Annotated in this window: 12 protein-coding genes; 8 read left to right on the top strand and 4 right to left on the bottom strand. The window is 70.0% G+C overall.

Going from position 1 to position 15,354, the window contains the following annotated elements:
* The first annotated feature begins 23 nt into the window (after positions 1-23).
* The 6 genes from pstC to phoR are packed head-to-tail and all read left to right on the top strand — an operon-like array spanning position 24 to position 5,463.
* Complete coding sequence (gene pstC / locus ASD35_RS21290; RefSeq protein ID WP_082580401.1) at positions 24-983, top strand: phosphate ABC transporter permease subunit PstC; 960 nt, start codon at positions 24-26, stop codon at positions 981-983.
* Positions 980-1,843, top strand: a complete 864-nt coding sequence (gene pstA / locus ASD35_RS21285) for a phosphate ABC transporter permease PstA (RefSeq protein WP_056876934.1) — start codon at positions 980-982, stop codon at positions 1,841-1,843. Before pstC ends, pstA begins: the two co-directional genes overlap by 4 nt.
* A 12-nt stretch (positions 1,844-1,855) precedes the next feature.
* Positions 1,856-2,641, top strand: coding sequence for a phosphate ABC transporter ATP-binding protein PstB (pstB, locus tag ASD35_RS21280; RefSeq protein ID WP_056876933.1), 786 nt, complete (start codon positions 1,856-1,858; stop codon positions 2,639-2,641).
* 14 nt (positions 2,642-2,655) lie between these two features.
* Entirely contained in the window at positions 2,656-3,363 is a 708-nt protein-coding gene (gene phoU / locus ASD35_RS21275) for a phosphate signaling complex protein PhoU (protein WP_056876932.1), read from the top strand.
* Positions 3,364-3,377: 14 nt separating this feature from the next.
* Positions 3,378-4,079, top strand: a complete 702-nt coding sequence (phoB, locus tag ASD35_RS21270) for a phosphate regulon transcriptional regulator PhoB (protein WP_056876931.1) — start codon at positions 3,378-3,380, stop codon at positions 4,077-4,079.
* Positions 4,080-4,095: 16 nt separating this feature from the next.
* Positions 4,096-5,463: a phosphate regulon sensor histidine kinase PhoR gene (gene phoR / locus ASD35_RS21265; protein ID WP_056876930.1), complete on the top strand. Its 1,368-nt coding sequence runs from the start codon at positions 4,096-4,098 to the stop codon at positions 5,461-5,463.
* Here the strand turns inward: phoR and ASD35_RS21260 are convergent.
* The 4 genes from ASD35_RS21260 to trxA form a co-directional block, all read right to left on the bottom strand.
* On the bottom strand, positions 5,457-7,097 hold the full coding sequence (locus ASD35_RS21260) for a hypothetical protein (RefSeq protein WP_056876929.1): 1,641 nt from the start codon (positions 7,095-7,097) through the stop codon (positions 5,457-5,459). The two genes, phoR and ASD35_RS21260, sit on opposite strands and share 7 nt — an antisense overlap.
* Before the next feature lie 125 nt (positions 7,098-7,222).
* Entirely contained in the window at positions 7,223-7,477 is a 255-nt protein-coding gene (locus ASD35_RS21255; protein ID WP_056876928.1) for a type B 50S ribosomal protein L31, read from the bottom strand.
* Positions 7,478-7,607: 130 nt separating this feature from the next.
* Positions 7,608-8,873 (bottom strand): transcription termination factor Rho, encoded by a 1,266-nt coding sequence (rho, locus tag ASD35_RS21250; RefSeq protein ID WP_056876927.1) that lies wholly within the window; start codon positions 8,871-8,873, stop codon positions 7,608-7,610.
* A 245-nt stretch (positions 8,874-9,118) separates the two neighbouring features.
* Complete coding sequence (trxA, locus tag ASD35_RS21245) at positions 9,119-9,448, bottom strand: thioredoxin TrxA (protein ID WP_056876926.1); 330 nt, start codon at positions 9,446-9,448, stop codon at positions 9,119-9,121.
* 157 nt (positions 9,449-9,605) lie between these two features.
* On the opposite strand from trxA, the gene ASD35_RS21240 reads away from it, so the two are divergent.
* Entirely contained in the window at positions 9,606-12,161 is a 2,556-nt protein-coding gene (locus ASD35_RS21240) for a PD-(D/E)XK nuclease family protein (protein WP_157275692.1), read from the top strand.
* On the top strand, positions 12,158-15,352 hold the full coding sequence (locus tag ASD35_RS21235) for an exodeoxyribonuclease V subunit beta (protein ID WP_056876924.1): 3,195 nt from the start codon (positions 12,158-12,160) through the stop codon (positions 15,350-15,352). The genes ASD35_RS21240 and ASD35_RS21235 overlap by 4 nt, the downstream gene beginning before the upstream one ends.
* Positions 15,353-15,354 lie beyond the last annotated feature (2 nt).

Genomic DNA, 15,354 nt, shown 5'->3' with positions numbered 1-15,354 from the left:
GAAGCCAACCGCAGACCGCGCCGATGAGCCCCAAGCCCCAGCGCCGCCGCGTCGCCCCCTGGGCCGACGCGCTGTTCGCCGCCCTGTCACAGGGGGCGGCCTGGCTGACGCTGGCGCTGATGGCCGGCATCATCGGCTCGCTCATCATCGGCGCCACGCCGGCCCTCAAGGCATTCGGCCTCGGTTTCCTGACCAGTGCGGAATGGGACCCGGTGCAGGAGAAGTTCGGCGGCCTGGTGATGATCTACGGCACGCTGGCCAGTTCGTTCATCGCGCTGGTCATCGCCGTGCCGGTCAGCTTCGGCATCGCCATCTTCCTGACCGAGCTGTCGCCCAGCTGGTTGAAGCGCCCGCTGGGCATCGCCATCGAGCTGCTGGCCGCCGTGCCCTCCATCGTCTACGGCATGTGGGGCCTGCTCGTGTTCGGCCCCATCCTCGCCACCTTCGTGCAGCAGCCGCTGCAGGCGCTGTTCGGCAGCGTGCCTTATCTCGGCGCGCTGTTCTCCGGCCCGCCGGTGGGCATTGGCATCCTGTCGGCCGGCATCATCCTGGCAATCATGATCATTCCCTTCATCGCCTCGGTGATGCGCGACGTCTTTGAAGTCACGCCGCCGATGCTGAAGGAAAGCGCCTACGGCCTGGGCGCGACGACCTGGGAGGTCGTCTCCAAGGTGGTGCTGCCCTACACCAAGACCGGCGTGGTCGGCGGCATCATGCTGGGCCTCGGGCGGGCGCTGGGCGAGACGATGGCGGTCACCTTCGTCATCGGCAACATGAACCAACTCAACTCGCTGTCGGTCTTCGAAGCGGCCAACAGCATCACGTCGACGCTGGCCAACGAGTTCGCCGAAGCCGGCGAAGGCCTGCACCAGGCCTCGCTGATGTACCTCGGCCTGGTGCTCTTCCTGATCACCTTCGTCGTGCTGACGATCTCCAAGCTGCTGCTGCTGCGCCTCAAGCGCAATGAAGGAGCACGTTCATGAGTGCCGCCCTCGACGCCCGCCGCCTGGCGATGCACAAGAAGCGCAAGCGCACCAATGCCGTCGCGCTGACGCTGTCCCTCGGCGCCATGGCTTTCGGCGTGTTCTGGCTGATCTGGATCCTGTTCGAGACCATCTACCTCGGCATCGGCGGCCTCAACCTGGCCACCTTCACCGAGATGACGCCGCCGCCGCAGGGCGAGGGCGGCGGCCTGGCGAACGCCATCTTCGGCAGCTTCGTCATGGTGGGCCTGGCCACGCTGGTGGGTACGCCCGTGGGCATCCTGGCCGGCGTCTACCTGGCCGAGTACGGCCAAAAGACCTGGCTGGGCGGCGCGGTGCGCTTCATCAACGACATCCTGTTGTCGGCGCCCTCCATCGTCGTGGGCCTGTTCGTCTACGCCGTCGTCGTCGCGAAGATGCACACCTTCTCCGGCCTGGCCGGCTCGCTGGCGCTGGCGCTGCTGGTCATCCCGGTCGTCATTCGAACGACCGAGAACATGCTCACGCTGGTGCCCAACGCGCTGCGCGAGGCGGCCTACGCGCTGGGCACGCCCAAGTGGAAGGTCATCCTGACCGTCACGCTGAAGGCGGCCCGTGCCGGCGTCATCACCGGCATCCTGCTGGCGCTGGCCCGCGTGTCGGGCGAGACCGCGCCGCTGCTGTTCACGGCGCTGTCCAACCAGTTCTGGACCAGCGACGTCAGCGCCCCCATGGCGAGCCTGCCGGTGACGATCTTCAAGTTCGCGATGAGCCCCTACGAAAACTGGCAGAAGCTGGCCTGGGCCGGCGTCTTCCTGATCACCATGGGCGTGCTGCTGCTGAACATCCTGGCCCGCGTGCTCTTCAAGAACAAACACTAAGGACCCGATCTCATGGACGCCAAGATCGAAACCCCGTTGAGCGAGCGCGCCAAGCTCTCGGTGCGCAACCTGAACTTCTTCTACGGCAGCTTCCACGCGCTGAAGAACATCAACCTCGACATTCCCCAGAACAAGGTCACCGCCTTCATCGGCCCGTCGGGCTGCGGCAAGAGCACCTTGCTGCGCACGCTGAACCGCATGTTCGAGCTCTACCCCGAGCAGCGCGCCGAAGGCCAGATCCTGCTGGACGGCGAGGACATCCTCTCCAGCAAGGACGATGTCTCGCTGATCCGCGCCAAGGTCGGCATGGTCTTCCAGAAGCCCACGCCGTTCCCGATGTCCATCTACGACAACATCGCCTTCGGCGTGAAGCTGTTCGAGACGCTGCCGCGCGTGGAGATGGACGAGCGCGTCGAGTGGGCGCTGAAGAAGGCCGCGCTGTGGACCGAGGTGAAGGACAAGCTCAACCAGAGCGGCTCGGGCCTCTCCGGCGGGCAACAGCAACGCCTGTGCATCGCACGCGGCATCGCCATCAAGCCCGAGGTGCTGCTGCTCGACGAGCCCTGCTCGGCGCTGGACCCGATCTCCACCGGCAAGATCGAAGAACTGATCCACGAGCTCAAGAGCGACTACACGGTCGCCATCGTGACCCACAACATGCAGCAGGCGGCGCGCTGCTCCGACTACACGGCCTACATGTACCTGGGCGACCTGATCGAGTTTGGCCCCACGGCCGAGCTCTTCATGAAGCCCAAGCGCAAGGACACCGAGGACTACATCACCGGCCGCTTCGGCTGATCCAGGAGAACGGAATGGTCGACAAGCATCTCTCCACCCAATTCGATGCCGAACTGAGCGGCATCTCGACCCGCGTGCTGGAAATGGGCGGTCTCGTCGAGGCCCAGGTGGCCCAGGCGGTGCAGGCCCTCAGCGACTTCAGCCCCGAGTCGGCCGACGAAGTGCTGGCCCGCGAGGGCCGCGTCAACACGATGGAAATCGAGATCGACCGCGATCTCTCGACCATCATCGCGCGCCGCCAGCCCACGGCCCGCGACCTGCGCCTGCTGATCGCCATCAGCAAGAGCATCGCCAACCTCGAGCGCGTCGGCGACGAGGCCGCGCGCATCGCCCGCACCGTGCAGCGCCTGGTCGCCAGCGGCGTCTCCAGCCGCCTGCGCGTGCCGATGTCCGACCTCAGCTTCGAGGCCGAGCTGGCCACCGGCCAGCTGCGCAAGGCGCTGGACGCCTTCGCGCGGCTTGACGTCGAGCGGGCGCTGGACGTGCTCAAGCACGACGACGAGATCGACAAGGAGTTCGACGGCCTGCTGCGCAAGCTCATCACCTACATGATGGAAGACCCGCGCACCATCTCCTCGTCCATCGACCTGGTCTTCGTCGCCAAGGCCATCGAGCGCGTCGGCGACCATGCCAAGAACCTGGCCGAGGTCGTCATCTACGTGGTCAAGGGGACCGACGTCCGGCACAACTCGCCGGAAACCGTCGAAACCATGGTCCGCTGAACGGGAGCGAGCGAATGAGTCGAATCCTGGTGGTGGAAGACGAATCGGCGATCGCCGAGCTGATCTCCATCAATCTGCGTCACGCCGGCTTCGAGGTCACGCTGGCGGCCAGCGCGAACGCGGCCCAGTATGAAGTGGACCGTGTGCTGCCCGATCTCGTCGTGCTGGACTGGATGCTGCCCGGCCAGAGCGGCGTGGCGCTGGCGCGCCAGTGGCGCGGCGCGGCACGCACCAAAGAGCTGCCCATCATCATGCTGACGGCCCGCGCCGAGGAGGGCGACAAGATCGCCGGCCTGGATGCCGGCGCCGACGACTACATCACCAAGCCGTTCTCGACCAACGAGCTGCTCGCGCGCATCCGCGCGGTGCTGCGCCGCAAGGCGCCCGAGGCGCTGGACAGCGCGGTCGAGGTCGGCCCGCTGCTGCTTGACCCGGGCACGCGCCGTGTCAGCCGCGATGGCATGGAGGTCAAGCTCGGCCCCACCGAGTTCCGGCTGCTGCATTTCCTGATGACGCATCCCGAGCGCGTGCACAGCCGCTCGCAGCTGCTGGACCGCGTCTGGGGCGACCATGTCTTCATCGAAGAGCGCACCATCGACGTTCACGTCAAGCGGCTGCGCGAGGCGCTGGAGCGCGTGCAATGCGCCCGCATGATCGAGACCGTCCGCGGGGCCGGTTACCGCCTGACCCAGCAGAGCAGCGCGCTCTCGGCCTGAGCCGGGTCCGCAGTACATGACCTGGCTGCTGTCTCGACTGCTGAAGGCCTTCGGCGCTGTACTTTTCGGGTTCGTCGTCGGTGTGGTGGTGCGCAAGCTCACGGGCGCCGACGGCCTGGGCCTGGCCCTGGGTATTGCCAGCGGCGTCAGCGTCGTGCTGCTGGTCGACGTGGTGCGCGGCAACCGGCTGCTGACCTGGTTGCGCGGCAACCAGCTCGACAACGCGCCGCGCGACACCGGGCTGTGGGGCGAGCTGGGCTACCGCGTCGAGCGCGCCATGCGCGACCGCGACCGCGCTGTGGCCCGCGGCCGGCTGGAGCTGGACCAGTTCCTGTCCGCCATCGAGGCCTCGCCCAACGGTGTGCTGATGCTAGACTCGCACGAGCAGATCGTCTGGTGCAACCGTGTCGCGGCCGATCATTTCTCGCTGGACCCGCAACGCGACCTGCGCCAGCGCATCACCAACCTCGTGCGCGCGCCGGCCTTCGTGGCCTACCTGCAGGCTGGGCGTTTCGACGAACCCTTGGTGCTGGGCACCGGCCGGGCGCCAAGCACGCTGTCCATCGTCGTGCGCGAGTACGGCGAGGGCATGCGCCTGGTGCTGTCGCTGGACATCACCGAGCGCGTGCGCTCGGAGGCCATGCGGCGCGACTTCGTCGCCAACGTCTCGCACGAGATCCGCACGCCGCTGACCGTGCTGGCCGGTTTCATCGAGACGATGCATTCCCTGCCGCTGACGGCGGTCGAGCGCGAGCGCGTGCTGGTGCTGATGACCCAGCAGACGCAGCGCATGCAGACGCTGGTCGCCGACCTGCTGACGCTGGCCCAGCTCGAAGGCAGCCCGCGCCCGGCGCCCGACCGATGGACCAGCCTCGACGGCCTGCTGCTGCGCATCGCCGCCGATGCCGAGGCGCTGTCCGCCGGCCGCCACCGGCTGCGCCTCAAGCCCGCCACCGGCGTCGAGCTGGCCGGCATCGAGAGCGAATTGCTCAGCGCCATCGCCAACCTCGTCACCAATGCCGTGCGCTACACGCCGGACGGCGGCGAGGTGGAGGTGGCCTGGCGGCAACTGGAAGACGGCAGCGGCGAGCTGACCGTCATCGACACCGGCCTGGGCATCGCGCGCGAGCACATCCCGCGGCTGACCGAGCGCTTCTACCGCGTCGACGGCAGCCGCTCGCGCGAAACCGGTGGCACGGGCCTGGGCCTGTCCATCGTCAAGCACGTCATGCAGCGCCATGGCGGCGAGCTCATGATCCAGAGCGAGGTCGGCAAGGGCTCGCGCTTCCGCCTCGTCTTCCCTGCTGCGCGCGTGCGCCAGGCCAGCGATTCAGCGCTGGGCGACGAGGCCGCCTTCAACGCGGCCGCGCTGTCGGATCACTGACGCCTGAGCAGCACCAGGCCGGCGCTGCCGCTGCGGTCGGTCGGGCGCTTGACCTGTGCAACCACCTGCCAGCCGCGCGGCGCGGGTTGGCCCGCGCTGATGACAGCGTGTGTGCAGGGCGTGGTGCCGAGCGACCCGCGGCCCTGCACCTGCCAGCCGCCATGCCATTCCAGCGCGGCCAGCGTAGGCAGGCTCTGGCCCGGCGCCGCCAGGCAGCGCACGTCGCCAGGCATGCGCGCCTCCAGGCGCGACACCAGCGGCGCCAGGCTGCGGGCGTAGTCCAGCGGCGGCAGCAGCAGGCTCATGACCAGCAGCCAGCCCAGCGACACCCCGCCGGCGGGCAGCGCCAGGCTCTTCCACAGGGCATGGCGATGCCGCGCGGTGCGCCAGCGCACGAGGGCCAGCCAGGCGGTGGTCGCGGCGACAGCGAACACCAGGGCGACCAAGCTGAACTGCGGCTCGAAGCCCTCGGCCAGCCGGCGCAGGTTGGCCAGCGGCCGGGGCGGCCAGCCGGTGTGCATGGACAGGTAGTAGAGCCAGAAGAACAGCGCTGCGGCACTGAAGAAGAACACCGAGAACCAGTCCACGGCCGCCGCGAAACCACGGCTCAGCGTCGGCAGCGCGAACGCCGCCAGGATGGCCAGCGACGGCAGGGCCAGCAGCAGCGCGCGGTCTGCGCCGTCCATCGCGATGCAGGCCACCAGCGGCACCAGCAGCGCGATCGACGGGACGGTGATGTGGCGCCGCAAGCCGTGGCGCCGCCAGCGCCACAGCGTCCACAGCGCCAGCGGCCCGGCCGGCCAGCAGAACCAGGCCAGCAGGCTCAACAGCGAAGCGGCGTCGATGCTCGCATGCACGCGCCACGCCCAGCCATGGAAGGCCCAGGCGGCCAGCAAGGCCATTGCCAGCGAGCCCAGCAGCCAGATGCGCTGCGCCTTCGCCTCGGCATAGCTGGAGCGGTGGTTCAGCAAAACGCCCAGCAGGCCCAGCGCACAGGCGACTGCCGGCGCGTCGCTGGCCGCCAGCACCGGCAGGGCCACCAACACCGCCAGCCGCGAGCGCCTGCGGCGAAAGGGCGCGGCGGCCAGGCCGTAGAGGTAGACGGACACGGCGAGCAGCTGCAGCAGCTCCGGTGTCGTCTCGTGGCCCAGCTGCAGCAGGCCCAGGGAGGCCATCAGCGCCAGCAGCGCACCATCGGCGAGCGCACGCGCGTAGTCCACCGCCTGGGCCTCGCCGCCGAAGGCGAACGCCACCGGCTGAGCGGCCTCGGTGCGGGCGAGGTGGAAGCTGGCATACCAGACCGCGACGAACACACCGGCCAGCACCAGCGCATAGGGCAGCCGGGCGGCGACGGGGGCGTCCAGGAAAGGCAAGGCCTTGATGGCCAGCGCGCCCAGCCAGTAGGGCAGGGGGCCGCCCTCGGCCGGGATGCCGGCGATGGCCGGCTGCCACCACGGCGCGCGGCCGTCGGCGATGCTGGCCATGAAGCCGAAGGCCGTCAGGTCGGCATTGCGCCACGGCGCGCGGCCGAAGATGCCGGGCAGCAGGTAGGCCGCGCACAGCAGCAGCAGCGCCAGGCGCGGCAGGCGCTCGACACCGCGCTCGGCGACGATGGCAGGGGTGGGGAGATTCACGCGGGAAAGTTCGATCGGACGGCCGGCATGATGCCGCAGAACCGGTGGCAAGGCCCCGGGCCACCAATGACAAAGGGCAGCCTAGGCTGCCCTTGCGTACCCAGCGGCGCGAGCCGCCGTGCCAATTACTTCTTGATGCCGACGCGGAACTTGTTGCGGAACTTCTCGACGCGACCGCCCAGGTTGTCCACGCTCTTTTGCGTGCCGGTATAGAAGGGGTGCGATTCGCTGGTGGTTTCCAGCTTCACCAGCGGCAGCTTCTTGCCGTCCAGCTCGATCATTTCCTTGGTCTGGACGGTGGAACGCGTCACGAACTGGAAACCGTTGGACTGGTCGACGAAGACGACGTCGCGGTAGTTGGGGTGAATGCCTTCTTTCATGGGAACCTCTTGGCTAGGTCGGGAGCCACGCCGGCCAGGTTTGGCGGGCGCACTTTCCGGGGTGTCTGGGCGGAAAACCCGCGATTCTAGCGCGCTTCCCGGCGGTTTGGCTAGTTGGGGCCGGGAAGGGTCAGCCGCCGCGCCGCATCATGTCGAAGAAGTCCAGGTTGTTCTTCGACGCCTTCATCTTGTCGAGGATGAACTCCATCGCCTCGATTTCGTCCATGTTGTAGAGCAGCTTGCGCAGGATCCAGCTCTTTTGCAGGATCTCGGGCTTGAGCAGCAGCTCTTCACGGCGCGTGCCGGACTTGTTGATCAGGATGGACGGGTAGACGCGCTTCTCGGCCATGCGGCGATCGAGGTGGATTTCGCAGTTGCCGGTGCCCTTGAATTCTTCGTAGATCACCTCGTCCATCTTGGAGCCGGTGTCGATCAGCGCGGTGCCGATGATGGTCAGCGAGCCGCCTTCCTCGATGTTGCGCGCCGCGCCGAAGAAGCGCTTGGGGCGCTGCAGCGCGTTGGCGTCCACGCCGCCGGTCAGCACCTTGCCGGAGCTGGGCAGCACGTTGTTGTAGGCGCGGGCCAGGCGGGTGATCGAGTCCAACAGGATGATCACGTCCTTCTTCAGCTCCACCAGGCGCTTGGCGCGCTCGATGACCATCTCGGCCACCTGCACGTGGCGGGCGGCGGGCTCGTCGAAGGTGGAGCTGATGACCTCGCCGCGCACGGTGCGGATCATCTCGGTCACTTCCTCGGGGCGCTCGTCGACGAGCAACACGATGAGGTGGCAGTCCGGATGGTTGGCCACCAGCGCGTGCGCCAGGCTCTTCATCATCTCGGTCTTGCCCGTCTTGGGCTGCGACACGATCAGGGCGCGCTGGCCTTTGCCGATGGGGGCGATCAGGTCGACGATGCGGCCGGTGATGTTCTCTTCGCCTTTGAAGTTCTCACGTTCGAGACGGAACTGTTCCTTCGGGAACAGCGGCGTCAGGTTCTCGAACATGATCTTGTTCTTGCTCTCCTCGGGCGTCTGGTTGTTGACGCGGTCGACCTTGACCAGGGCGAAGTAGCGCTCGCCGTCCTTGGGCACGCGCACTTCGCCTTCCACCAGGTCACCGGTGTGCAGGTTGAAGCGGCGGATCTGGCTGGGCGACAGGTAGATGTCGTCGGTCGACGCCATGTAGCTGGCCTCGATGGAGCGCAGGAAGCCGAAGCCGTCCGGCAACACCTCGAGGACGCCATCGCCGAAGACCTGCTCGCCCGCCTTGGCGCGCTTCTTCATGATGGCGAACATCAGCTCCTGCTTGCGCAGGCGCGTGACGTTGTCGATCTCCAGCTCTTCGCCCATCTGGATGAGGGCGGAGACGTGGAGCGCTTTGAGTTCGGAAAGATGCATGGGTGAGTACCCGTCAGGGGTCGCAGCGCCAGCCAAGGCACAACGACGATTCCACGGCCGCCCCGGAACAGGACCGAATGTCTATCGCTCCAACGACGAGCGACGCGATTCGACAACTAACTCAGTGGAGGGAGGGGGAGCCGAGTCCACGCTGGCTAAGTTCCTTGGAACTCGGGGCGTGTTGGCTTTCGCTGCTGCGGCGCGGCGCCGGGAGGCGCGGGGAGCACCGCAGCAGTTGGGCGCGATTATAGGTTCGCGTCGAGGAAGGCGGTCAACTGGGCCTTGGAGAGGGCACCCACCTTGGTGGCGGCCAGCTGGCCGTCCTTGAACAGCATCAGCGTCGGGATGCCGCGGATGCCGAACTTGGCGGGCACTTCGCGGTTCTCGTCGACGTTCATCTTGGCGACCTGCAGCTTGTCACCGTAGCCGGTGGCGACTTCGTCCAGGATGGGCGCGATCATCTTGCAGGGGCCGCACCATTCGGCCCAGTAGTCCACCAGCACCGGCTTGCCGGACTGGATCACGTCGGCGTCGAAGGACGCGTCGGAAACATGCTTGATCAATTCGCTGCTCATGGGAGGATTCCTTGGCCTGAAAGGGTTGGCGGTCGCCGCGAAGGCACCGTCCGAGTAGGCAAAATCATTGTGACATAGCAGTTTTGCCCGGACGGTCGCGAGGGTGACCGAAGCGGTGGCAGGCAAAGAACGTCAGGGCGGGAGGCCCGCTTTACAAGTGCTGCAATCCTTGAAGCTGGGCCTCGTCCCCGGTGAAGACATCGACGCCTTCTGGCGCCGCGTGGCGGGTGCCTGCGCGGACTGGCTGGCCGGGCAGGGGGCCAGCCCGCGCGACGCCGTGCTGCTGCTGCCGTTCGCCCAGCACCTGGCGCCGGCCCGACGGGCCTTCCTGGCGCGCGGTGGCTGGCAGCCGGTGCTGGCGACGACGCGCAGTCTCGCCTCGGCCCTCGGGCCATCGCCTCTGGCCCAGCCGGGGCAGATCAGCGGCGACGCGCCGGTGGATGCCCTCGCCGCGGACGCGCTGATCGCCCAGCAGAGCTGGGCCCAGGGCTTGAAACGCGAGGACCCGCGCGCCTACCGCCTGGCCCTGGCCCGCCTCGTCGAGACGGCCCATGCCTTCACCCGCGCCGCCGGCCAGCAGGACCCGGCCGCGCGTGGCGCCTGGTTCGAAGCCGCACGCCAGCACCTCACCGACGACCCGGTCGGCGGCACCGAACGGGCGCTGGCGCTGGTGGCCCTGGCCTGGGCGGCGTCCGACGACCGCACGCCGGCCACCGACGCGCTGTTCCGCCACCGCCCCAACGCCTGGATCGCATTGCAGGCCGGCGGCCCCGATCCGCTGGCCCAAGCGCTGCTGGCGGGCGGCGATGTGCCGGCCCTGTGGCTGGACACCGACCTCGACCTGGACCAACTGGCCGAGCCGGTCGCCCATGTCGAAGAGGCCTTGTGCGCCGATTTCGAAACGCTGGCGCAGGCCAGCGCGGTCGCCGTGCTGCAGCACCTGGCCGCCGGCCGCGCACCGGTGGCGCTGATCGCCCAGGACCGCGTCGTCGTGCGCCGCGTGCGGGCGCTGCTGTCCCGCCAAGGCCTGCCGATGCATGACGAAACCGGCTGGACGTTGGCAACCACGCCGGCCGCGTCGACGCTGATGGCGCTGCTGCGCGCAGCGCTGGGCGGCGGCGCGGTGGACGATTGGCTGGCCTGGCTCAAGCTCAGCGCCGAGCCGTCGGCGGCGCTGGATGCGCTGGAGGCCCTGTGCCGGCGCCGCCGCATCCGCCGCGCCGAGGTGCTGGACGCGATGGACAAGCTGCCGGCGCGGGCGCTGTGGCAGGCGCGGCGGCAGGCACTCGCGCCGCTGGCCGGCGGCGGGCGGCGGTCGCTGCTGCAGTGGCTGTTCGACCTGAAACGCGCCCTCGGCCCCGAGCCGCTCGCGGGCCTGGAAGGCGGCGCCGGCGTGTTGGAGGCGCTCTGGCTGTCGCGCAACCCCTGGCCGGGGAGTGCGCACGAGGCGGTGCTGAGCGATGCGAGGCTCGATGGCGCGGGCTTTCTGGCCTGGGTCGGCGAGGTGCTCGAGGCGGGCCAGTACGTGCCCGAGGACGCTGGCCAGGCGCCGGTCGTCATCACGCCGCTGGTGCGGGCGATGCTGCGGCCCTTCGGCGCGCTGGTGCTGCCGGGTGCCGACGCAGACACGCTGGGCCGCGGCGGCCGCGGCTTGAGCCTACTCAGCGAGGCCGACGCCGCCGCATTGGGCCTGCCGACGCAGGCCCGGCAGCGCGAGGCCGAGGCCCAGGCCTTTGCGCAGGCGCTGCGTGCGCCGGTGCTGACCCTGCTGCGCTGCACCCGCGCCGGCGCCGAGCCGCTACCCGCCAGCCCGCTGATCGAACGCCTGGCCGTCGCCGCGCGTCGCGCCGGGCGCGAATCGCCGCTGCGCCACTGGGTCGACGATCGCCTGCCGCAAAGCATCACGCCGCAACCCCTGCCCCGCGCAAGCGTGGCCGCCGCGCGGCTGCCGGCGGCCCTCAGCGCCAGCGCCGTCGAGTCGCTGCGCCGCTGCCCCTACCAGTTCTTCAGCCGGCATCTGCTGGGCCTGCAGGAGGCCGACGAGCTGGAGGCCGAGCCCGAAAAGCGCGACTACGGCACCTGGCTGCACGCGGTGCTGCACCGCTTCCACACCGCACGCCAGCCGGGCGACGCGACGGCCCAGCTGCGCGCCGCCGCCGCGGCGGAAAGCCTCGGCCTGGACGAGGCCGACTTCCTGCCGTGGCAGGCCAGCTTCGAGCGCCTGCTGCCACGCTATGTCGACTGGCTGGCGGCCGCGGAAGCCCAAGGCCAGGCCTTCAGCGAAGGCGAGCTGGATCGGCAATGCCGTCCCTTCGATGGCGCGCTGGCCGACCTGGTGCTGCGTGGGCGCATCGACCGCGTCGACACGACGGCCGAAGGCAAGCGCCTGCTGCTGGACTACAAGACCGGCAGCGTCAAGGGCCTGAAGGATCGCGTCGCCGAGCCTTTGGAAGACACGCAGATGGCCGTCTACGCGCTGTTGATGGATGCGACGCCCGATCTTGCCGCCGCATACCTGGCGTTGGACGACCCGGGTGGCGTCGTCGCCGTCGAGCATCCCGATGTCGCGGCGACCGCGGGCCAGCTCAGGGAAGGCCTGCAGTCGGACCTGCTGCTGATGCTGCAAGGCGCGCCGCTGCCTGCACTGGGGGAGGGCAGCGCCTGCGAGTTCTGCGAGGCCCGCGGGCTGTGCCGCAAGGACGACTGGTCATGAGCGCCTATGCCTACTACGCCGATGGCGCCCTGGTTCCGCGTGAGCGCTTTTACGCGCTGGCCTGCGACCCCGCCCGCAGCGCTGTCGTCGAGGCCTGCGCCGGTGCAGGCAAGACCTGGATGCTGGTCTCGCGCATCCTGCGCGCGCTGCTGGCGGGCGCGGCGCCGCAGGAGATCGTTGCCATCACCTTCACGCGCAAGGCCGCCGGCGAGATGCGCGAGCGGCTGCAGGAATGGCTGGCCGGATTCGCCGCCGCGGGCGAGGCCCAACGCGTGGCCGAGCTGGTCGCCCGCGGCATGGCCCAGCCGGTGGCGCGCGCCGCCGCACCGCGCTTGGCCGCGTTGCAGGACGAGCTGCTGCGCGGCGGGCGGCCGGTGGAGATACGCACCTTCCATGGCTGGTTCTCGCAGCTGCTGCGCGCGGCGCCCCTGTCGGTGCTGCAGGGCGAAGGCCTGTCGGCCGACCTGCAGCTCGTCGAGGACGAGTCGGAGCTGATGCCCCAGCTCTGGCGGCGCTTCCATGCCCGCGTGCTGGCGGACGCGGAGCTGGCCGCGGCCTTCCAGGCGCTGACCGAGACGCGCGGCCGGCACAACCTGCGTGAATGGCTGCTGGCGGCCTTCAACAAGCGCGTCGAGCTGCGGCTGGCCGCGCGTGCCGGCGTGCTGGAGGGCAGCATGCCGGACGTGGGCGAGCCGCTGGCCCCGCTGGCCGCCCTGCGCCCCGGCTTGGCTTCATTGGCCGTCCAGCTGGGCTGCGCCAAGGGCGCGAAGGCGCGCGACGCGGCGACATGCATCGAGCAGGCGCTGGCACTCGCCGACGAGGCGGCCTTCCCCGCGCTGTGGGCGGCGCTCTTCACCAAGACCGGCACCGCCAAGAAGGGCCTGGGCGACTCGGCCGCGCAGCTCGACGCCTGCGCCGCGCTGGAGGCCATCGCGGCCAACATCGCCCAGCACGAGGCGGCCATCGAGCATGGGCGCATGGCCCGGCTGGCCGAGGTGCTGGTCGGTGAATTCGAGGCGCTCAAGCGCGAGCGCGGCCTGGTCGACATGAACGACCTGGAGCGCGGCGCGCTGGCACTGCTGTCCAAGCCGGAGCTGGCCGGCTGGGTGCAGCAGCGGCTGGATGCGCGCGTGCGCCATCTGCTCATCGACGAGTTCCAGGACACCAGCCCGCTGCAATGGCAGGCCCTGCACGGCTGGCTCAGCGCCTATGCCGGCGCGGGGGGCGGCCAGATCTCGGTCTTCATCGTCGGCGATCCCAAGCAGAGCATCTACCGCTTCCGTCGGGCGGAGCCGCGCGTGTTCGCCGCCGCGGGCGAGTTCGTGCGCGAGGGCCTGGCAGGTGTCGGCCTCGCCTGCGATCACACGCGGCGCAACGCGCCCGAGGTGCTGGCCGCCGTCAACGCGGCCTTCGAGGCGCAGATGCCCGGCTTCAGGCCGCACACGACGGAGCAGGGCTCCGATGACGCGGCCGGGCTGTTCTCGCTGGACGGTGACCTGGCCGAGGCCGATGCGGCCGAAGCGCGGGATGCCGGACGTTGGCGGCCCAGCCTGACCGAGGCCAAGGTGGAGGCCGAGGTGGCCCGCCGTGCGCCGGAATGCCAGCGCGTGGCGAGCGCCATCCGCGCGCTGCTGGCCGATGAAGGCTTGCGGCCGCGCGACATCTTCGTGCTGGCGCGCAAGCGCGAGCCGTTGCGCCAGATGGCCCAGGCGCTGCTGGCCGCCGGCGTGCCACATGTCGCGCCGGAGGACAACCGCCTGGCCGACCTGCCCGACGCGCAGGACCTGATCGCGCTGCTGGATGCGCTGGCCTCGCCCGGCCACACGCTGTCGCTGGCCCGCGCGTTGCGCAGCCCGCTTTTCGGCGTCGACGAGGCCGACCTGCTGCAACTGGCCGAGGCCGCCGGCACGGCCATCTGGCTGGGCACCGCGCCGCGCGAACGCCGCAGCTGGTGGGACGCGCTGGCCGACATCGCCAACCCCAGCCCGGCGTTGGCCCGTGCTCGCACGCTGCTGGTCGCCTGGCGCGAGGCGGCCATGCGTTGCACGCCGCACGAGCTGCTGGACCGCATCGTCCATGAAGGCGAGCTGCTGCCGCGCCTGATCGCCGCCGCGCCGCCGTCCGAGGCGCCGAACCGGCTGCGCACCGTCAACGCGCTGCTGCAGGCCGCGCTGGAGCTGGACGGTGGGCGCTTCGCCGAGCTCTATGGTTTCGTGCGCGCGCTGAAGGCCCGCTCGCCCAAGCTCGCACCGGCGCCGGCCGACGACGCGGTGCAACTGCTGACCGTGCACGGCGCCAAGGGGCTGGAGGCCGAGGTCGTCATCCTGCTGGACGCCGATGCCGCGCCGCCGCGCGCCGAGACGCTGGCGCTGGCCTGCGACTGGCCGGTGGCCGCACCGGCGCCGGCGCGGCTGGCCTTCCTGGTCTCCGAACGCCGCCCGCCGCCCGCCTTGAAGCCGCTGGTCGAAGCCGAGCAAACGCTGCGCGAGCGCGAGGAGCTGAACGCGCTGTATGTGGCAATGACGCGCGCGCGGCGCCGGCTCATCGTCAGCCGCACGCCGCCCAGGCGGGGCGCGTCGGATGCGAGCTGGTGGGCGCGGCTGGCGCCGCTGGCGCTGCCCCTGGTGTCGGCCGCGGCGGGCGACGAGATGCCGCTCGCGCTGGCACCGCCGGTGCACCTGCCGTTGCCCATCTGGCAGGCGCCCCCCGTGCAGCCGCGCTACGGTGCAGCCGACGACGCGGCCAACGCCAACCTCGGCGAGGCCCTGCACCGCGTGCTGGAATGGGCCAGTGCCGCCGGCCAGACCCAGCCGCTGGCCGTGCTGGTCGCGGCATCGGGCCAGGCCTTCGGCCTCGATGCCGCCGCGCGCGAGCGCCTGGCCAGCGCCGCCGATGCCATCCTGCACAGCCCCGATTGCCGCCTCTTCTTCGACCCTGCGCGGCTGCGCTGGGCGGGCAACGAGGTTGCGATCAACGCCGCGGGCGAGGACCGCCGCATCGACCGCCTCGTGCAACTGGACGACGGCACCTGGTGGGTGTTGGACTACAAGCTCGGCGCCTCGCCCGAGCGCGAGCCGACCTACATCGAGCAGATGCGCAGCTACGTTGCGGCAGTCCAGAACCTGCAGCCTGGCGAGCCGGTGAAGGCCGCCTTGATCAGCGGCACCGGGCGCTTCATTTCTGTCAGCTAGAA

Origin of the sequence: Pelomonas sp. Root1444 (genome assembly GCF_001426885.1) — a bacterium.
Taxonomy (GTDB): Bacteria; Pseudomonadota; Gammaproteobacteria; order Burkholderiales; family Burkholderiaceae_C; genus Pelomonas.
The sequence above is the reverse complement of the archived record's forward strand: the minus strand, read 5'-3'. Positions and strand labels throughout refer to the sequence as shown.